Annotated in this window: 17 protein-coding genes; 3 read left to right on the top strand and 14 right to left on the bottom strand. The window is 71.4% G+C overall.

What is annotated here, in order from left to right; all coding sequences use genetic code 11:
* Window positions 1–4 precede the first annotated feature (4 nt).
* The gene (gene phnD, locus EZM51_RS01770) at window positions 5–1000 is read right to left on the bottom strand and encodes a phosphate/phosphite/phosphonate ABC transporter substrate-binding protein (RefSeq protein ID WP_169053749.1); all 996 of its coding nucleotides are present in this window, start codon (window positions 998–1000) and stop codon (window positions 5–7) included.
* A 310-nt stretch (window positions 1001–1310) separates the two neighbouring features.
* Here phnD and EZM51_RS01765 point away from each other — a divergent pair, with 310 nt between their 5' ends.
* Entirely contained in the window at window positions 1311–2684 is a 1374-nt protein-coding gene (locus tag EZM51_RS01765; protein ID WP_136706444.1) for a prolyl oligopeptidase family serine peptidase, read from the top strand.
* Between the two features lie 13 nt (window positions 2685–2697).
* Here EZM51_RS01765 and EZM51_RS01760 read toward each other — a convergent pair whose 3' ends face one another.
* Together EZM51_RS01760 and EZM51_RS01755 are read right to left on the bottom strand one after the other, a co-directional pair.
* On the bottom strand, window positions 2698–3810 hold the full coding sequence (locus EZM51_RS01760) for a glycerate kinase (RefSeq protein WP_248305410.1): 1113 nt from the start codon (window positions 3808–3810) through the stop codon (window positions 2698–2700).
* Window positions 3807–4511: a ThuA domain-containing protein gene (locus tag EZM51_RS01755; RefSeq protein ID WP_169053748.1), complete on the bottom strand. Its 705-nt coding sequence runs from the start codon at window positions 4509–4511 to the stop codon at window positions 3807–3809. The genes EZM51_RS01760 and EZM51_RS01755 overlap by 4 nt, the downstream gene beginning before the upstream one ends.
* A 206-nt stretch (window positions 4512–4717) precedes the next feature.
* Here EZM51_RS01755 and EZM51_RS01750 point away from each other — a divergent pair, with 206 nt between their 5' ends.
* Window positions 4718–5203 (top strand): DUF2867 domain-containing protein, encoded by a 486-nt coding sequence (locus EZM51_RS01750; protein WP_169053747.1) that lies wholly within the window; start codon window positions 4718–4720, stop codon window positions 5201–5203.
* 46 nt (window positions 5204–5249) lie between these two features.
* Here the strand turns inward: EZM51_RS01750 and EZM51_RS01745 are convergent, their stop codons facing one another.
* Together EZM51_RS01745 and EZM51_RS01740 are read right to left on the bottom strand one after the other, a co-directional pair.
* Complete coding sequence (locus EZM51_RS01745) at window positions 5250–7268, bottom strand: beta-galactosidase (RefSeq protein WP_136706438.1); 2019 nt, start codon at window positions 7266–7268, stop codon at window positions 5250–5252.
* A 115-nt stretch (window positions 7269–7383) separates the two neighbouring features.
* The gene (locus EZM51_RS01740) at window positions 7384–8673 is read right to left on the bottom strand and encodes an extracellular solute-binding protein (RefSeq protein ID WP_136706437.1); all 1290 of its coding nucleotides are present in this window, start codon (window positions 8671–8673) and stop codon (window positions 7384–7386) included.
* A gap of 155 nt (window positions 8674–8828) precedes the next feature.
* On the opposite strand from EZM51_RS01740, the gene EZM51_RS01735 reads away from it, so the two are divergent.
* Window positions 8829–9377 (top strand): DUF488 domain-containing protein, encoded by a 549-nt coding sequence (locus tag EZM51_RS01735; protein ID WP_136706435.1) that lies wholly within the window; start codon window positions 8829–8831, stop codon window positions 9375–9377.
* Between the two features lie 17 nt (window positions 9378–9394).
* On the opposite strand, the gene EZM51_RS01730 is transcribed toward EZM51_RS01735, so the two are convergent.
* From EZM51_RS01730 to EZM51_RS01690, 9 genes are all read right to left on the bottom strand, one after another.
* Window positions 9395–10060 carry a hypothetical protein gene (locus EZM51_RS01730; RefSeq protein ID WP_136706433.1) on the bottom strand — a complete coding sequence of 222 codons (666 nt, stop codon included), beginning with the start codon at window positions 10058–10060 and terminating at the stop codon, window positions 9395–9397.
* Window positions 10061–10067: 7 nt separating this feature from the next.
* On the bottom strand, window positions 10068–10991 hold the full coding sequence (locus EZM51_RS01725) for a carbohydrate ABC transporter permease (RefSeq protein ID WP_136706431.1): 924 nt from the start codon (window positions 10989–10991) through the stop codon (window positions 10068–10070).
* Complete coding sequence (locus tag EZM51_RS01720; RefSeq protein WP_136706802.1) at window positions 10988–11941, bottom strand: sugar ABC transporter permease; 954 nt, start codon at window positions 11939–11941, stop codon at window positions 10988–10990. The genes EZM51_RS01725 and EZM51_RS01720 overlap by 4 nt, the downstream gene beginning before the upstream one ends.
* Window positions 11942–12076: 135 nt before the next feature.
* Window positions 12077–13351, bottom strand: a complete 1275-nt coding sequence (locus EZM51_RS01715) for an extracellular solute-binding protein (protein ID WP_248305409.1) — start codon at window positions 13349–13351, stop codon at window positions 12077–12079.
* 236 nt (window positions 13352–13587) lie between these two features.
* A complete protein-coding gene (locus EZM51_RS01710) occupies window positions 13588–14682 on the bottom strand; it encodes a Gfo/Idh/MocA family oxidoreductase (RefSeq protein WP_136706427.1) in 1095 nt (364 codons plus the stop codon).
* Complete coding sequence (locus EZM51_RS01705) at window positions 14679–14867, bottom strand: hypothetical protein (protein WP_136706425.1); 189 nt, start codon at window positions 14865–14867, stop codon at window positions 14679–14681. Before EZM51_RS01705 ends, EZM51_RS01710 begins: the two co-directional genes overlap by 4 nt.
* Window positions 14864–15790, bottom strand: a complete 927-nt coding sequence (locus EZM51_RS01700) for a PmoA family protein (RefSeq protein WP_136706423.1) — start codon at window positions 15788–15790, stop codon at window positions 14864–14866. The genes EZM51_RS01705 and EZM51_RS01700 overlap by 4 nt, the downstream gene beginning before the upstream one ends.
* An 85-nt stretch (window positions 15791–15875) precedes the next feature.
* Window positions 15876–16967, bottom strand: coding sequence for a M24 family metallopeptidase (locus EZM51_RS01695; RefSeq protein ID WP_248305408.1), 1092 nt, complete (start codon window positions 16965–16967; stop codon window positions 15876–15878).
* Window positions 16964–18013: a LacI family DNA-binding transcriptional regulator gene (locus EZM51_RS01690; protein ID WP_136706421.1), complete on the bottom strand. Its 1050-nt coding sequence runs from the start codon at window positions 18011–18013 to the stop codon at window positions 16964–16966. Before EZM51_RS01690 ends, EZM51_RS01695 begins: the two co-directional genes overlap by 4 nt.
* Between the last annotated feature and the right edge of the window lie 33 nt (window positions 18014–18046).

Genomic DNA, 18046 nt, shown 5'->3' with positions numbered 1-18046 from the left:
GTGGTCACCCCTCGCTGCGGCACACGTCGGTGTCGAGCGCCTCGCAGATCTCCCCGATGAGGTCGTAGTCGGCCGCCTCGGCCGCTTCGAAGGCGAACGCCCCGGTCCCGCCCCACATGCACGCCGTCTCACCGGCGTACTCGGCGCCCCACTGCTCGGGTGCTTCGCGGTTGTGCTCGTCGCAGAACCCGGCCTCGTACGCGGTGACGGCGTCGTAGCCGGTGACGGCCTCGACGATCTGGGCGCGCAGTTCCTCGCTCAGCCAGTCCCCGACCACGATCGGGGTGCCGGGGATCGGGTCCGACGTCCACGCCGTCTCGGTGTCTCCTTCGGCGATGATCCCGCGCGCGGGAAGGATCGACGTGACGAAGGGCTCTGCCACGAACGCGACGTCGCAGTCGCCGGCGAGCATCTGGGTGACCGCCACGTCGTGCGAGCCGACGAAGAGGGGGTTGATGTCGTTCTCCGGGTCGATTCCGGCCTCGTTCATCGCCACCGCGGCGGTCAGGTATCCCGTCGTCGATGCCGGGTCGGTGAAGCACACGTTCTTCCCGCGGACGTCCTCGATGGACGCGATGTCGGAGCCCGGCGCGACCACGCCGAGCGAGAGCACCGCGCCCGAACCGGGCTCGGGGGTGCGCTGATCCTTCGCGATGGGCGTCACCTCCGCGACATCCGAGGCCAGGTAGTAGGAGAACGCGCCGTACGTGGCGATGTCGACGCGTTCGGCGACCTGCGCCTCGATGACACCCGCATTGCTGCTGACCGCCTCGATGCGGGTGGGGATGCCGGTGACCTCTTCGATGGCGGCGACGATGGGGCGGAACGAGTTCTCGAGCTCCTCGCTGTCGTCGGTCGGGACGACGGCGAACACCAGCTCGGACGGTGCGCCGGAGGCGCTGTCGTCGTCACCGCCGCGAGCGTTGGGACTCGCACCGCACCCGGTGAGGATCATGGCGGCGGCGAGGAACGTCGCCGTGCTCAGGAGCGTCTTGTTCATCCTTGAACCTTTCGATAGGACCTCGGTGTCCGCCGCGCCCGACCGCATCGTCGCGGGCCAGCGCATTGAGCAACGTCCGTCGGGGGAAGTGTTGCGTATCGAGAAGACCATATATCTTTGAGATTGTCAACAGTTGACCTTTGCCACGGCAACGACCGATTGACAGCACCATCGGAGTGATGCCAGAGTGCAGCGCAACAGTTCTGCAAGCGATCGCCGAATGAAGTGTCGCTTGCTTTCACGGATGCGCGACGCGCTCATCGAGGAGCGCCCTGGCTGCCACGGCGAGCCGCGTCGCGGGAAGGACGACATGTCATCTCGACCGATCTCGGCTGCGCTCGCGACCGTGGCCTCGCTCGTGCTGGTCGTCTCGGCGGTGTCGGCGGCCGCTGCCGCCGAGACGACCGTGACCGAGACACGGGGCGACCTCCCCGGCGGAGGCCGCTACGTCCTCTTCGAGCCGGAGTCCTGGAACGGCACCCTGCTCACCTGGAGTCCCGGATACGGCGGCGGCGGTGGCGTGCCCACCGGCGGACCCTCCGAGGAGACCGTGGGCTGGCTCATCGACCAGGGGTACGCGCTCGCCGGTGCCGCGGCCGGTTCCGGCTGGGCCGTCGAAGATCTCCTCGCCGCGCAACCGCAGGTCGTCGAGGCCGCCACCGCGGAGCTGGGCGAGCCGGAGCACGTCGTCGCGTGGGGCGCATCGATGGGCGGACAAGTGGCGGTGGCGCTCATGGAGCAGAATCCGGATGTCTTCGACGCGGCCCTCCCGCTGTGCGGGTCGATCGCCGGCGCCATCCCGATGCTGAACGGCTCGCTCGACGGGACGTACGCGCTGAAGCTGCTCCTCGCGCCGGACGACTCCCGCCTCGAGCTCGTGGACATCACCGACGAACGCGCCCGCCAGGCGGCGTTCCGGGAGGTGCTCGACACGGCGCAGCAGACGCCGGAGGGCCGCGCGCGCATCGCGCTCGCCGCCACGCTCGCGCAGATGCCCACGTGGTCGCAGGTCGGAACGGAGCGTCCCGAGCCGCGCGACATCGCGGCCCGACAGGAGCAGCTCTACCGCATCTTCATGTGGGGGGTCGTCTCCCCGCGCCAGCCCCTGGAACAGCGTGCGGGCGGCAACTTCTCCTGGAACACCGACGTGGACTACGCCGCGGCGCTCCGCGATTCGGGCGAGGCGCGGCTCGTGCGCGAGCTGTATCGCGAGGCGGGGCTCTCGCTCGCCGACGATCTCGAGGTGCTGAACGCCGGGGAGCGGATCGCCGCCGACCCGGATGCCGTCGCCTACATGCAGCGCAACGCCACGCCCGTGGGCGACATCGACGGGCCGGTGCTGTCGCTGCACGAGTCGGGTGACTCGGCCCCCGTGGTGCAGCAGGCGGGGACCTACGCCGATCGGGTGCGCGGGAACGGCGATGCACCGTTGCTCCGGCAGGCCTTCGTGGATCGACCGGGGCACTGCGCCTACGCCGGCGCGGAGATCGCCGCCCTGGTCACCGCCCTGCAGGAGCGCCTCGACACCGGTCGCTGGGAAGATGTCGCGCTGCCGCGCGCGCTGAACGACATCGCCGACCGCATCGCCGCCGACAGCGGGCTCGCCCGAGGGGGCTCGTTCGTGCAGTTCCGATCGGACGATCTGCTGCGACCCGAGCGCGAACCCGAGCGGTACGCCGAGTAGCGTCGGCGCCGCGTCAGCCGACCGTGCGCGCGAGCTCGGCACCCGCGGCGTGGAGCCACCGCAGCGGCTCCGCGATCGCGGCGGCACCGCTGTCGGCGAGGTCGGCGAGGGCGAGGGATGCCCCGAATCCGCGTGGCTCGGCCGTGATCGCGCCGGCCACCAACGCGGTCGGCACGCCGGCGGCGTGCGCGAGCGACGCCACCACCGTGGGCGCCTTGCCCGCCTCGGACTGCCCGTCGAAGCGCCCCTCCCCCGTGATCACGAGGTCGGCGCCCGCCACGGCCGCAGGTAGCCCGACCGCTGCCGCGACGAGCTCGGCTCCGCCGCCCATCTCGGCACCCCAGGCGAGCAATCCGAACCCGGTGCCGCCCGCGGCGCCGGCGCCGGGCGCGGCGGCGAGCGGTCGCACGTCCTCGGGCACGAGGCTCGCGAGCCGATCGAGGTGCCGCTCGAGCATCTCGACGGCCGCGGCATCCGCCCCCTTCTGCGGCCCGAACACGGCGGCCGCCCCGTGCTCGCCGAGCAGCGGGTTCGTGACATCGCCGAGGATCAGCGCGCCGCGCGACGGCAGGGGCCGAAGCCCGGAGAGGTCCACGTGCGCGAGTGCGCCGAGGCCGCGGTTGCCGAGCGCGACCGGTTCGCCCGTGGCATCCGCGAACCGCGCCCCGAGCACGGCGAGCGCGCCGGCGCCGCCGTCGGTCGAGGCGCTGCCGCCGAGCCCGAGCAGCAGGCGCGTCGCACCCGCGTCGAGCGCCGCGGCGATCGCCTCGCCGAACCCGGCGGTGTGCGCGTCGAGCGGCGCGAGCGGGTCGAGCAGCGTGATGCCCGACGTGGCGGCGAGCTCGACGACGCCCGTGCCGTCGGGCAGCCGCAGCCAGTGCGTCGCGACGGGCGCTGCCGCGGCCCCGGGCCCGCGCACCGTGACCGGCACGCGCCGAGCGCCCGGCACCGCCGACTCGAGCGCGTCGAGCGTGCCCTCGCCGCCGTCGGCCATAGGGCGCTGCGTCAGTTCGTCGTCGGGCCGCACCGCGCGCCACCCGGCCGAGAGGGCGGCAGCGGCATCCGCGGCGCTCGCCGTGCCCTTGAACGAGTCGGGAGCGATGACGACCCGCAGGACGCGCGTCACGACGCGTCGAACGTCGGTGCCGGCACGTGCGAGAGCCAGTCGAGCGCACGCGTGAGGAGTTCGCGATGGCCGGTCGAATCGTAGGAGCGCACGTCGTGCCCGAGGGCGTCGTAGACGAGCCGGGAGTGGCCGAGCTCACGAGCCCAGACCAGGGGGTGACGCATGCCGCCCTCCTCGTGCTCGGCGATGGGCTCGATCACGTCGTCGAGGCGCAGGCCCGAGTAGCGCTCGTCGTACACGGTGAAGTCGTCGAGGTCGTCGGCGATCGGGTGCGAACCGACGACGTGCACGAGCGTCTCGCCGATCGGCGGATGCCACGAAACGTCCTCGATCCAACGCGCGCCGAGGGCGTGCACGAAGGCGGGGATCTCTGGCAGGGTGGCTGCCGCGGCGTGCACGGCGAGGATGCCGATGCCGCGCTCGAGGGCGGCGTCGAGGCCGGCGGATGCCGCGGCGATCTCGTCGTCGCGAGCCGGACCGGGGTCGCTCGCCCCCTCGGGCAGCGGAGTGTTCGGGTTGCCGGCGTTCACGACGAGCAGGTCGGCGTCGCCGAGGTTCGCGAGTCCGCCGAGGAGGTCGTCGCTCACGTCGACCCGGTATCCGGCGCCCGCGACGATCCCGGCCAGTGCGGCGCTGGTCTCGGCGAACGCGTGCCAGGGATCCGCGTAGCGACCCGAGCCGCTCAGGACCACCGCGCGCATCTGCACTCCTCCGCTCTCGGCTCGATCGTAACCTGCCATGGTGGTGATCGTCATCGCTCGAACAGCTCCGTCCCCGTGCGCGTATTGGAAAGCGTATTCCCATGCTACCGGCCCGCCGGGTCGCCCGCGCGAACCTGTTCCGCCGGCGCATCAGGGCCTATCGTGGGGCCCGACCATTCGGTCACGGACGGCACTCAGGAGCACACATGGCCTCGAACGACGCATCGACGGTGGAATCCGTCCCCGACTCCGAGGCCCGCGACATCCAAGCGCTCGTGGGCGAGTTCCCGATCCACTATCGCGAGGCGTTCGCCATCCGGGTCGAAGGCGACCGGACCCCCGAGGACTGGGCCAGGCTGATGCTCGAGGGCGCCACGCCGCGCAAGCAGGCCAGGATGCTCTCCGCATGGCGGCGTCTCGGTCTCGACCTGGCCCCGCCCGGAACCGACGGCCACGTGCTGGGCTGGCGGGTCGAGCGCAGCGACGACCGCGCCGTGGTGCTCGCCGTCGACTCCAGGACCCTGAGCGCGCGGCTCGTGCTGGCATCCACTCCCGGCCGCGTCGTGCACACCATGGTCGTCGCGTACCGCCGGTGGACCGGGCGCCCGGTGTGGGCGGCGATCGCCCCCGGACACCGCGCGTTCGTGCGCGGGCTGCTCGACGATCTCGCGCGCCACGCCTCGCGGCGATGAGCCACGTCGCCGCGCGAGCGGGCCGAGGCACGGCGATGGGTACCGGCTAGATGCGGCGCTCGTCACCCGGGACCGACTCGAGCACGAGGGCCCAGCCGAACGGACCGAGCCGCACCGCGTCGACCCGCGCGCCGGTCACGGCGTCGATCCCCGTGATCGACACCTCGACGTCGTCGCCGCCGTGGTTCACGAGAGTCACGAGCTCGCCGCGGCGGGCGACCTCGACATGCGCGGGAAGGCCCTCGACGACCGGCCAGACGCTCGCGTCCGCGAGCGCGTGGTCGAGCACGGCGAGCGCGCCCGTCTCGTCGGGAATGGTCGCGAGGTAGCGGGCGACGCCGCGTCCCGCAGTGCGCGCGGTGAGGGCCGGATGCCCCGCGCGACGGCCGCTCGTGAATACGGCCTCGACCGTGGCATCCGTCGCCTCGATCTCCTCCGCGAGCAGCGTGCCGGCCTGCTCGGGCACGTACTCGCCCGCGAACCGCGCCTCGCGCTCGCCCGGCGCGTCGGCTGCGGCATCCGGCGCGACGAGCGCGCCGAAGTCCTCGAGGCGGATGCCGCAGAGTGCGCCGAGCTGAGTCAGGAACCCGCCGTCGCGGAACCGGTCGTGCTCGTCGACCACGTCGGTGAACGGGCCGGCGAGCAGGTGACCGCCGCCCTCGACGAACGACGTGAGCGCCGCGGCATCCGTCTCGCGCAGCAGGTAGAGGAGCGGCGCGATCGCGAGCGCGTACCGGCCGTCGACGCGCGATGGCGGCACGATGTCGACCTGCACGTGCCGTCGGTGCAGCGCGCGGTACCAGCGCTGCACGACTGCGAGGTAGTCGAGCCCGTTCTGCGGGTGATCGGATGCCTCCACCGCCCACCAGTTCTCCCAGTCGAACACGAGCGCGACCCGTGCGTCGCTGGTGCCCGGCGCGGCCTGCGGGAGCGCGGGCAGCGCCGCGAGCTGCGCGCCGAGCGCGGTGACCTCCCGCCAGGTGCGCGTGTCGGTGCCGGCGTGCGGCAGCATCGCGGAGTGGAACTTCTCGGCGCCCGCCTTCGACTGGCGCCACTGGAAGAAGAGGATGCCGTCGGCGCCGCGCCCGATCGCCTGGGCACTCAGCGCAGCCATCTGCCCGGGTGCCTTCGGCGCGTTCGACCGCCGCCAGTTCAGGGCGTTCGTCGACTGCTCCATGAGGAGCCATGGCACGTCGGGCTTCAGCGACCGCACCAGGTCGCGCTGGAACGCCGCTGCCCGGAACGACTCGGGATCGTTCGGATCGGGATACGCATCATCGCTGATGACGTCCAGGTGCTCGGCCCACTGCGCGTAGTTCGCGGGCTTGAACGCGCCCATGACGTTCGTCGTGATCGGCTGCGTCGCGCCGGCCGCGCGGATGAGCTCGCGCTCCATGAGGTAGCACTCGAGCAGCATGTCGCTCGTGAACCGGCGGAAGTCGAGCATCTGGCCGGGGTTCACGCTGTACGGCGCCTTCCGTGGCGGGAACACCTCGTCGAACGACCCGTAGCGCTGCGACCAGAAGTCGGTCCCCCACGCGGCGTTGAGCGCGTCGACGTCGGCGTAGCGGTCGGCGAGCCAGCGGCGGAACGCGTCGCGCGCGGCATCCGAGAAGTCCATGTTCACGTGGCAGCCGTACTCGTTGTTGACGTGCCACATGACGACGGCCGGGTGCGCCGCGTATCGCTCGGCGATCGCGGTGACGAGTTCGCCGGCCAGGCGCCGGTACACGGGCGACGACGGCGCGAACTGCTGACGACTGCCCGGCCAGTACGTGGCGCCGTTCTCGTCCTGCGGCAGCATCTCGGGATACGCGGCCGTCGCCCACGGCGGCGGTGAGGCGGTCGCGGTGGCGAGGTCGACCGCGATGCCGCCCTCGTGCAGCAGGTCGATCGCCCGGTCGAGCCAGCCGAAGTCGAACCCGCCCTCACGCGGCTGGATGCGCGACCACGCGAAGATGCCGAGGCTCACCATGGTGACGCCGGCCTCGCGCATGCGCGCCACATCCTCCGGCCAGAGCTCCTCGGGCCACTGCTCGGGGTTGTAGTCGGCGCCGTAGTGCATCGGATCTCCATCTGGTCGTGGTGCGCGGCGGAACGACAACGAGCGGGCGAACTCGGCGGGTCTCCGTGTCGGACCTGCACCAAGTCCGCCCACTCGATGCGGGCTCAGCGGTGGGTCAGCCCAGGATGACGCCCGCCTCGGTGAAGAACTGCTCCACCGCATCATCAACCGTGATCGCACCGAGGCCGATCGACTTGCCGAGATCCCAGAAGGTCTGCTCGAGCGATCCGTAGCCCACGACGGGCACGGGCGGGGCGTCGCCGATGCGATCGGCGACCGACTCGAGGTAGTCGGCGACCTGCGCGTCGACCCCCTCCAGCGTGGTGCCCGCGAGCTTCGTCTCCGAGGCCGGGAAGCCGAGCGTGGTGCCGAAGATCTCGCCCGCCTCCTCGCTGTTCACGACGAAGTCGAGCCACATCGCGGCGGCCTCGGGGTGTTCGGTGGTCTTCGAGATCGCCATCTGGAGGCCGGCCTGGCGGTAGAGATCCTTGCCATCGGGCTCATCGGTCGGGGGTGCGACCAGCGTGATCGACGCTGCTCCGGAGTCGGCGAGGTAGCCGCCGAGGAAGTTGCTCCAGCTTCCCTCGCTCGCCGTGAGGTTGGCACCGAAGCCCGACTTCGGCGTGAGTTCCTCGAGCTTCTGCTGCGGGATCGCCACGCCGTCGCGGGCGGCTTCGCCCGACTCCCAGAACTCGCGCAGCTGGTCCTCGGTGAAGCCGAGCTCGCCTTCCTCGGTGTAGAGGTTCTCGCCCTGGGCACGCAGCACGTTCTCGAACGTCTGGATGCGCTGGGTCATGTCGGTGCCGCCGTACACCGCGCCACCCGTCGACTCGGTGACCGACGCCATCCACTCGTCGAACTCCTCGTAGGAGGTGCCGCCTTCGTACGGTTCGACGCCCGCCTGCTCGATGAGGGCGTCGTTGAGGAAGATCGCCCAGGCGCTGTAGCCGGTGGGCAGCGAGTACTGGGTGCCCTCGAGCTGGCCGGTCTGCCTGAGCCCGTCGTCGAACGCGTCGAAGTCGATGTACTCCGACACCGTCTCGAGATCGAGGAGGAGCCCGGGTTCGGCATACTCGCGCAGGTAGGAGTCGGAGAACTGCCACACGTCGGGGAGTCCGCCCCCGGCCGCCTCGGTCTTGCGCTTCTCCCAGTACGACGGGAAGTCGGTGAAGTTGCCCTCGATGGTGATGTTCGGGTGCTCCTCCTCGAAGGCGTCGATGAGGTCCTGGTACCGCTGGGCCCGGTCGTCGTTGCCCCACCAGGTGAAGACGAGCGTGACCTCCTCGTCGGGATCGTAGGCGGATGCCGGGGCGGGATCGCCGGCGCAGCCGGTGAGGGCGAGGGCCGCCGCACCGGTGAGGGCTGCCGCGGCGAGCATGCGCTGCCGCGCTCGGGTGGTGAACATCGGATTCCTCCAGGACGTCGTCGTGCTGTGGGCAGGGGGCGCGCTTCCCAAACATCCGGGAAAGCGCATTCCCGCACACTAGCCTGACACGTTTCATCCGTCAATGCCTCTCGTCCGACCTGCACGTCGCGGCGCGATCGGCGAGAATCGGCGCCATGCTCATCTCCGTCGGGCACGGCCGCCTGCAGCGCGTCGCGTTCGCCGACCTGCTGCACGGTGCGGGCGTCGAGGCGATCGTCGATATCCGGCGCTACCCCGGCAGTCGGCGGAACCCCGACGTCACCGAGGAGGCGATGGCCGAGTGGCTTCCCGCCTCGGGCATCGCGTATCGCTCGGAGCCGCGTCTCGGCGGGCGCCGTCGCCTCGCACCCGGGGATCCTCGAGACGATCCCTGGTGGCAGGTGGAGCAGTTCGCCGCCTACGCGGCCCACACCCGCACCGCCGAGTTCCAGGTGGCGCTCGCCGAGCTCATGCGGCAGGCCGCGCTCACGCGCACCGCGATGATGTGCAGCGAGAGCGTCTGGTGGCGCTGTCACCGGCGACTGGTCGCCGACGTGGTCGTGCTGCAGCTGGGCGAGCCGGTCGAGCACCTCATGCACGACGGTCGGCTGCGGCCGCACGAGCCGGCGGACGGGGCGCGCCTGCGAAGCGACGGCGCCGTCGCGTGGGATGGCGCGGATGGCGCGGATGCCGCCGACGCGTGACCGCGGGCAGGCGTCGGCTACGACCCCCGGCGCGGCCGCTCGGGAGCAGCGACGATGGCGAGCGCCACGCAGCCGAGCGCGGGCACCACGAGCGGCGCGAGCTGCCAGGTCACCACGACCGCGAAGACGCCCGTCGCGAGCAGGTAGGCGGCACCGACGGGATCGTCGCGGATCGCCCGCGGCGCCCCGCGCAGTGCACCGACCCAGCCGAGGTGCGGCGTCCACAGGCCGGCGGCCGTGAACAGCACGAGCACGAGCGCCGCGAGTCCGGCGCAGCCGACGACGGCGACCACCGGTCCGCCCGGCAGCACGCCTGTCGACGCGAGGTCGATGTCGAGCACCAGCACGGCCGCGAGCAGGGGGGATGCCGCACCGACAGCGATCCCGCCGACGAGCGACGCCCGCACGTCGCGCCAGAACCAGCCGAGCGCCGAGTCCTCGGCCCTCAGGTACCTGCGGAGGTGACGCACGCCGGCCGCGAGCGCGGCGGGAAGCGTGATCACCGGCAGCGACACGAGGCTCACGAGGATCCCGACGAGCAGCACCTCGCCGAGGAGGCCGAAGCCGCTGCGCGCCCCAGGGAAGCGCGCGACCGAGTCAGCGTCGTCGCCGGTCGGGCCGCTTCCCGAGAGGGCGGCGCGACGGGCGACGCGGCGGGCGGATCGATCGGCGGCGCGGGACATCCGGGACCTAGCCCTTCAGTCCCTGGGTCGCGACCCCGTCGACGAGGAACCTCTGGAACACGATGAAGAAGATGAGGATCGGCAGCAGCGCGAGGAACGACACCGCGACGGTGGCCCCGTAGTCGGAGGTCGAGGTCGCGTCGTTGTAGAGGCGCAGGGCGATCGGCAGCGGGTACTTCTCGGGACTGTTCACGTACAGCAGCGGGCCGAGGAAGTCGTTCCAGGTCCAGATGAACGTGAAGATCGCACTCGTGATGAGGGCCGGCTTGATGAGCGGCAGGATGATCGAGACGAAGATGCGAAGGTGCCCGGCCCCGTCGATGCGCGCCGCCTCGTCCATGTCGCGGGGAATGTTGCGGATGAACTGCACGATGAGGAAGACGAAGAACGCCTCGGTGGCGAGGAACTTCGGCAGGATGAGCGGCCAGTACGTGTCGACCAGTTCGAGCCTGTTGAAGATGATGTACTGCGGGATGATGATCACGTGGAACGGCAGGAGCAGCGTGCCGATCATCGCCGCGAACAGCACGGCCGCGCCGCGGAACCGGATGCGCGCGAACGCGTACGCGGCGAGCGCCGACGAGACCAGCGTGCCGATCACGGCCATCACGGCGATGAAGAGGCTGTTCGCGAAGAAGCGCCAGAGCGGCGTGCCGCCGATGCCCTCCACGACCTTCACGTAGTTGTCGATCGTGGGGTTGGCGGGGATGAGGCCGGGGTTCTGCCCGAACTCGCTCGACGGCTTGAACGTCGAGAACACCAGCCAGACCAGCGGGTACAGCACGACGGCCGTGAGCGCGAGGAGCGCCACGAACCAGATGATCGTGTTGACGGTCTTGCGCTTCATGCGACGGCGCCGCCGGGGCGGGGCGGGCTGGAGCTCGACCTCGAGGAACTCGGGGCGCGGCGTCTCGATCGTGGCGGTGCTCATCGGTTCTCTCCCGCGTAGTGCACCCAGGACTTCTGGGTCTTGAACAGCACGAAGGCGATCAGCGCCACCACGATGACGAGCACCCAGGCCATGGCCGAGGCGTAGCCCATCTGGAGGTCGGCGAATCCGCGCTTGTAGAGGTAGACGGTGTAGAAGTTCGTCATGCCGGCCGGGCCGCCCGAGCCGTTGGAGATGATGTAGGCCGAGGCGAACACCTGGAAGGCGTTGATGGTCTCGAGCAGCAGGTTGAAGAAGATGACGCTCGAGAGCATCGGGATCGTCACCGATCGGAACTTCCGCACCGGTCCTGCACCGTCGACCTCGGCCGCCTCGTAGAGCTCCTGCGGGATCTGCTTGAGCCCCGCGAGGAAGATCACCATCGGGGCGCCGAATTGCCACACCGCCAGCAGGATCATCATGGGGATGACGAGTTGCACATTTCCCACCCAGCCGCCGACCTCGATACCGAAGACTCTCAGTGTGGTGTCGACCGGGCCATCGGTCGAGAACATCGCGCGCCACACGATCGCAACCGACACCGAGGCGCCGATGAGCGAAGGGGCGTAGAACGATGAGCGGAAGAAGCCGCTGCCGCGGTTGCGGTAGTTGAGGAGCATCGCCACGGCGAGCGCGGCGGCGAGCTTGATCGGGGTGCCGACGAGCACGTAGACGAGGGTGATCTGCACCGACTGCAGGTAGTTCGGATCCTGCGTGAACATGCGCACGAAGTTGTCGAGCCCGATCCACTCGGGCTCTTTGAAGAGGTTGTACTTCGTGAACGCGAGGTACAGGGAGTAGATCATCGGTCCCACGGTGAGCCCGACGAACCCGATCAGCCACGGCACCAGGAAGCCGTAGCCTGCCAGCGTCTCGCGGCGGTTCGCCGCGCGCTTGCCCGGGCTGGTCGGCACCGGGTCGGGGCTCTCGTCGCGTCGCAGCCGACGCGACATCCGCCGTACGCTGCTCGATCGGGCCTCGGCCGTCACGATCGATTCGGTTTCCGTGCTCACCTGGTTCTCCGGTTTCCTGCGAGTACAGTACCCGCGCCCGGCAGGGTGCACCGGGCCCGGGGTGACTGCGCGGCCCTACTGGTCGAGGACGACGTCCATCTCGTTGAAGAACTGCTCCACCGCCTCGTCGACGGTGATGGTGCCGAAGCCGAGCTCCTGGCCGAGCTGGCGGAACTTCTCCTCGAGGGTGCCGTAGCCGACGATCGGCACGGGCGGGGCGTCGCCGAGCCGGTCGGCGATGGATGCCTCGTAGTCGCGGATCTGCTGGCCGAGAGGGTCGAGCTCGGCCCCCTCGAGCATGGTCTCCGACGCGGGGAGGCCGCGATTGGTGCCGAAGATCGCGCCGGCCTCGGGGCTGTTCACGAGGAAGTTCACGAGCGTCGCCGCCGCCTCGGGGTGGTCGGTCGACGCCGCGATCGAGTGCAGCATCGACGGCTTCAGGTAGAGGTCCTTCGCGCCCTCTTCGGTGACCGGCGGGGCGATCAGGCCCAGCTCGGTGTACTCCTCGCCGAGGTTGCCGAGGTAGCCGGCACCGAAGTTGTCCCAGGTCAGCTCGCTCGCGGTGAGCGCAGCGTCGAAGCCCGAGACCGGGTAGATCTCCTCGAGTCGCTGCTGCGGGATGGTGACGACGCGAACCTCGTCGCCCTGCTCCCAGAACGCGGCGAGGTCCTCCTCGGTGAAGTTCGGCTCGCCGTCGTCGGTGAAGAGGTCCTTGCCCGTGGCACGCTGCTGGATCTCGAAGTTCTGGATGCGGCCGGTGTAGTCGGTGCCGCCCCAGATCGCGCCGGCGCCGGCGGCGGTGACCTCGCCGATCCAGTCGGAGTAGTCCTCCCAGCTGCCGCCCTCGAACTCCGCCACGCCGACCTGGTCGAGCAGCTTGGGGTTCGTGAACAACCCCCACGCATTGGTGGAGGTCGGGATGCCGGTGGTCTCGCCGTCGACGACGCCGATCTGCAGGATGTTGTCGCTGAGCGGCTCGGTGTCGATGATGCTGCCGAGGTAGGGCTCGAGATCGAGGAGCAGGCCGTTCTCCGAATACTGGCGCAGGTACGAGTAGTCGAACTGCATGACGTCGGGGAGGCCGCCGCCCGCGGCCTCGGTCTGGCGCTTCTCCCAGAACTCGGGGAAGCCGAGGAACGACGAGTTCACCGTGATGTTCGGGTACTCCTCGTTGAATGCGGCGATGGCCTCGTCGTAGAGGGCCGCCCGCACGTCGTTGCCCCAGAACGCGAGGTTCAGCGTGACCTCCTCGTCGGGGTCGTAGGTCTCTGCATCGGCGTCTCCGCCGCCGGCGCATCCCGTGAGTGCGAGGGCTGCGCTCGCGGTGAGCGCCGCAGCGGCGATCGCCATGCGGCGCCTGCGAAAGTCGAACATCGTTGTCCTCCCGGAACGTCTGTGTCTGCTCGGTGCTGGATCACGCGTGGGAAAGCGTTTACCCCAATGTAATGGAGCGTATTGAAACGGTCAACCAGTGCGGAAAAATCGTTTCAATCCGTGCTGGGATGCCTCGGGCCGCCGGAGCGCGAAGTCGCCTCCGATGCCGGGCGCGTGCCCTCGCGTCGTCGCGCGTGGGCGACCGGTTCCCGTCAACTCCGGCGCAGGTCGGTGACGGGGCTCGCCAGGCTCCGTCGCCGGTCCACGTCCTCCCGGAGCGTGTCGGGCGTCACCACCCTGCCGGTCGCGGCCGACGAGTAGATGGCCGTGACGATCTCGAACGAGCGCGCGGCATCCGCCGCCGTCGACGGCAGCGGTTCGCCCGATCGGAGCGCGGCGTAGATGTCGCGGATGAGCGGATCGTGCCCGCTCGACTCCTCCACCTCGGGCAGCGCCCAGCTCGCGACCACGCCGGCATCGACGTTCGGCGCCGGGGTGATGCGCCAGTGCTCGTGGCCGTGCCCGTAGAGATGGTCGACCGTCACGGTCGCCAGTTCGGTGTCGATGCGGATCGAGCTCGTCTCGCGCGGCGAGAGCGCACTGGTGATGACAGATGCCACGGCGCCGCCCGCGAAGGTCACGACCGCCGTCGAGGCATCCTCCGTCTCGGTCTCCCGCCCGAGGCGCCAGAGCTGCCCCTGCACGGTCGCCCAGTCACCGAGGAGCCAGGCGAGCAGGTCGATCTGGTGGATGCCGTGGCCGAGCGTCGGCCCGCCGCCCTCGGTGGCCCACTTGCCGCGCCACGGCACGGCGAAGTATTCGGGGTCGCGGTACCAGAGGGTCTGGCAGGTGGCGACGAGGGGTCGTCCGAGCGCACCCGACTCGAGGAGGCGGCGGACGTGCGCGGCGGCCGAGCCGGTGCGCTGCTGGAAGACGACCGCGAGCCGGCGATCGTTGCGAGTCGCGGCATCGGTCATCGCATCGAGCTCGTCGAGCGAGAGCGCCGCCGGCTTCTCGCAGACCACGTGCACGCCCGCGTCGAGCGCGGCGATCGCCTGTCCGGCGTGCACGCCAGGGGGCGTGCAGACATGCAGCACGTCGATCGCGCCGCTCGCGAGGAGCACCTCGAGCGATTCCGCGACGTTCGGCACGTGCCAGTGCCCGGCGAATGCGCGGGCGTGGCCGGCGTCGCGGTCGACGACGGCGACCAGCTCGGCATCGCGGCTGGTCGCGATGCCGTGCGCGTGCGCGTGCGCGATCGCACCGGTGCCCACGATGGCGGCGCGGAGCGGAGCGGTCTCGGTCATTCGTCTCCCTCGGTGGCGGTCGCGGCGACCGCCCTCGTGTCGTAGCGGTGGAGGCGCCCGCACATGCCGAAGTCGGGCGCGGCGGAGACGGCGGCGACGCGCGCGGCCGCGAGTCCCGGGTCGCGGCCGGCGTCGAACGCGTCGATGACCGAGGTGGCGCCGGGGAAGACGGGTGCCGCGCTCACGACGCCACCGCCGGCGACGCGAGCCGTGCGGCGCCGGCGTCGGCCAAGCGCCAGGCGCGCGCGGGATCGCTCGCGCCGTCGGCGATCACGACGCCGTAGCGCAGCGCGAGGGTGGCGCCCGGGGAGACCGTGTGCTCCTCGCTGAAGAATGGTGCCGGGCAGAGGCACGCGAACTCCTCGGTGCGCGCGAACCACCGCGGCGGGTGCTGCAGGTTGCCCGGGTCGTCGACCACGACGACGGTGGATGCCCCGCCGCCGCCGTCGTGGCGGCCGCTGAAGCCCATCCACGGCGCCCGGATGCCGCGCAGTTCGTCACCGCCCGTCACGCCAGGCGCGAGCACGCGGCCGCCCGTGAACGAGCGCGGCCCGCGCCAGAAGAGCCCCCCGTAGCCGGCGTTCTCCCGGCCCCGCGTGGTGGGCGACCCGATGGCGATCTCGCGAACCGACACGTTCCGCATGCGGGTCTCGAACACGAGGAGCCACGCGTCGTCGGCGATGACGGATGCCGCGATCGTGCGCTGCTCGTCGAAGATCGCCTCGCCCGCCTCGGTGACCCAGTCGAGCATCTCGACGACCCCGGCCGTGCCCGGCGCCGCGGCATCCGTCGTCTCGAACGACACGTGCCGCTGCTCGCCGTTGTTCGGCAGTTGCACGTAGCCCTCGCCGCGCACGAACGTGGGGCCGCCCCAGAAGTTCTCGTCGCCGACCACGGGCAGCGACCAGGAGATGCCCTTGTGCCACACGTGGTCGTGCGGGCGGAACAGCGACACGAGCTCGCCGCCGAGTGTGCGGACCGGGTCGAAGTAGGGGCGGGGTGACTCGAGCCGCGCGTCGGCGGGCCGGTGCACGTACTCGGCGAGCACGAGCTCGTCCACCCGGATGCGCAACCGGTCGCCCTGTTCGTCGAAGCGGATCGCTGCCATCGCGGGCTCCTCGGATCTCTGCGCAGCGGGGCTTCGCGAAGGCCGCTGAGCGGCCCCCTCGACCCGCGTGGAACATGGGAAAGCGTTATCCCGAGCCTACACGGTGGAGCTCGATCGGTCGATCGATCCCGTTCACCTGCGCCGTCGGCCAGCGCCGATCCACCGTCAGCACCTCGATGCCCGACGTGCGCACGAGCACCGTGTCCTCGACCTTGACGCCGGGCGCCGTGGGATTCCACGCGAATGCCTGGTCGGCCTGCACGCGGTCGGCGACCTGCGCGGTGCCGCGCGGGTCGCGTCCCGCGTAGCCCGCCGCGCCGCCCTGGTGATGCCGTCGCCATTCCTCGGGATCGAAGCCGTGCGCGCCGTAGCCGCCGATGCCGGCGGCGAACGCCTCGCCGATGGTGCCGCCGATGCGCGTGCCCGCGAAGAACTCCGCCTCGACCTGGTGGATGCGTCGCTCCGCCTCGCGGTCGACGTCGCCGCCCCACCGCACCCACCTCGTGGCGTTGGCGATGAGGCCGTGCCGACGCCCGCACGCCACGAGCATGGCGCGGTCGCCGAGCGCGGCGCCGGTCGGCAGCGGATGTCGGAAGCCGAGCCTCGATCGTCCGGCGACGAGCGTCACCAGCGGGTCGATGCCCCGCGCCACGAGGTCGGCCGCGATGCGTGCCGCCACGTCGCGCTCGGAGTCGTGCGGATCGGCTGAGGTCGCGGCATCCGTCAGCACCTCGGCGACCTCGCGGCAGAGCGCCCGGTAGCGTGCGAGTTCGCCGGGGAGCAACGAGGCGCGTGCCGCGCGCAGGTCGGCCGCGGCATCCGCCTCGTCGAGTTCGGCGAGGCCCGGCGGCGTGAGCGGGTCGTGCCACGGCACCTGCACGAGATCGAATCCGGATGCCTCGCCGAGCTCCTCGGCGAGGAGGCGCTCGGCCTCGTTCGCGAACACGCGCACCTCGTCACGGTCACGGCGCACCACGACCGCGGCGACCGGGTCGGCCGCGAGCGAGACGTGCGTGCGCGCCCCGTCGAGGTACCACGCGACGGCGGTGTGCGAGCGGAGCACGATGGACTCGGCGCCGAAGCGGCCGAGGAGCTCGAGCATCCGTTCGCGCTTGACGGCGCGATCGGCCGCGACCGGCCCCGGCACGGCCGTCGACTCGGAGGCGGTCGGCGTCATGCGCGGTCCTTCCCTGCGGCGGCAGCGGTGGCGGTGGCGGGCGGCGGAGCGGTGCTCTCCCGAGGTTCGAGCCGCGGACGGTAGAGCACGGTGTGCTCGACGGGACCACCAGCGATGAGCGTGCGCAGGCGCGCCCACACCTGGGCACCGAGCTCGCCGCGCGGCACCGAGAGACTCGTGAGCCGCGGCAGCGCGAACCGGGCCATGGGCACGTCGTCGAATCCCGCCACCGAAAGGTCGCCGGGCACGTCGACGCCGAGCTCGCGGAGGCGGGTCATGAGGCCGAGCGCGACGAGGTCGTTGTACGCCATGACCGCCGTGACGCCGCGTTCGCGCGCGCCGAGCACGGTCTCGGCGGCCTCGTAGCCGTCGTCGAGCCGCGACCCGCCGGGATGCACGTCGATCCGCATCTCGGGATGCGCGGCGACGGCCTCCTCGACACCGCGCAGCCGTTCGGCGTTGGACGCGCTCGAGGGCGGCCCGCCGAGGTAGGCGAGGTGCCGATGTCCGAGACCGTGCAGGTGCTCGACGAGGTCGCGGATGCCGCGAACGTAGTCGACCCCGACGATGGGCACGTCGGCGCCGGGCAGGTGCCGGTTCACGACCACCACGGGCGCGACGCGGTCGACCACGCGCCGCAGCCGTGTCTCGGGCATGCGCGGTGCGCAGAGCACGAGGGCGTCGCACCGGTGGCGCGCCTCGAGGGCGGTCGCCTCCTCCTCGTCGACGCGTTCCGCCGTGTCGGCGACGAGCACGCGGTAGCCGTCGGCGGCCGCCGCGAGGCTGAGGCCCTGCAGGATGCCTTGGAAGAGCGGGTTCCCGAGATCGGGCACCACCATGGCAATGGTGTCGTTGCGACCATGCACGAGGCTGCGCGCGGCCGCACTCGGGGCGTAGCCGAGGGCCGCGATGGACGCCTGCACGCGGCGCACGATGCCGGGGTCGACGGTCTGCTTGCCGTTCAGGACGCGCGACACCGACGCCTGCGAGACCCCCGCGTGCGCGGCGACGTCGGCGATGGTCACGCCGCGACTGCGCTCCCCCATGCCAACCCCTCTCCGCCGCCATCGTTGGCGGCC

It is taken from the genome of Agromyces sp. H66, assembly GCF_004959775.1.
Taxonomy (GTDB): Bacteria; Actinomycetota; Actinomycetes; order Actinomycetales; family Microbacteriaceae; genus Agromyces.
The sequence above is the reverse complement of the archived record's forward strand: the minus strand, read 5'-3'. Positions and strand labels throughout refer to the sequence as shown.

Coding starts and splice junctions, on each gene's coding strand:
- phnD (WP_169053749.1), bottom strand. CDS start 1,000: ATGAACAAGACGCTCCTGAGCACGGCGACGTTCCTCGCCGCCGCCATG.
- EZM51_RS01765 (WP_136706444.1), top strand. CDS start 1,311: ATGTCATCTCGACCGATCTCGGCTGCGCTCGCGACCGTGGCCTCGCTC.
- EZM51_RS01755 (WP_169053748.1), bottom strand. CDS start 4,511: ATGCGCGCGGTGGTCCTGAGCGGCTCGGGTCGCTACGCGGATCCCTGG.
- EZM51_RS01750 (WP_169053747.1), top strand. CDS start 4,718: ATGGCCTCGAACGACGCATCGACGGTGGAATCCGTCCCCGACTCCGAG.
- EZM51_RS01745 (WP_136706438.1), bottom strand. CDS start 7,268: ATGCACTACGGCGCCGACTACAACCCCGAGCAGTGGCCCGAGGAGCTC.
- EZM51_RS01740 (WP_136706437.1), bottom strand. CDS start 8,673: ATGTTCACCACCCGAGCGCGGCAGCGCATGCTCGCCGCGGCAGCCCTC.
- EZM51_RS01735 (WP_136706435.1), top strand. CDS start 8,829: ATGCTCATCTCCGTCGGGCACGGCCGCCTGCAGCGCGTCGCGTTCGCC.
- EZM51_RS01730 (WP_136706433.1), bottom strand. CDS start 10,060: ATGTCCCGCGCCGCCGATCGATCCGCCCGCCGCGTCGCCCGTCGCGCC.
- EZM51_RS01725 (WP_136706431.1), bottom strand. CDS start 10,991: ATGAGCACCGCCACGATCGAGACGCCGCGCCCCGAGTTCCTCGAGGTC.
- EZM51_RS01720 (WP_136706802.1), bottom strand. CDS start 11,941: ATGTCGCGTCGGCTGCGACGCGACGAGAGCCCCGACCCGGTGCCGACC.
- EZM51_RS01715 (WP_248305409.1), bottom strand. CDS start 13,351: ATGGCGATCGCCGCTGCGGCGCTCACCGCGAGCGCAGCCCTCGCACTC.
- EZM51_RS01710 (WP_136706427.1), bottom strand. CDS start 14,682: ATGACCGAGACCGCTCCGCTCCGCGCCGCCATCGTGGGCACCGGTGCG.
- EZM51_RS01700 (WP_136706423.1), bottom strand. CDS start 15,790: ATGGCAGCGATCCGCTTCGACGAACAGGGCGACCGGTTGCGCATCCGG.
- EZM51_RS01695 (WP_248305408.1), bottom strand. CDS start 16,967: ATGACGCCGACCGCCTCCGAGTCGACGGCCGTGCCGGGGCCGGTCGCG.
- EZM51_RS01690 (WP_136706421.1), bottom strand. CDS start 18,013: ATGGGGGAGCGCAGTCGCGGCGTGACCATCGCCGACGTCGCCGCGCAC.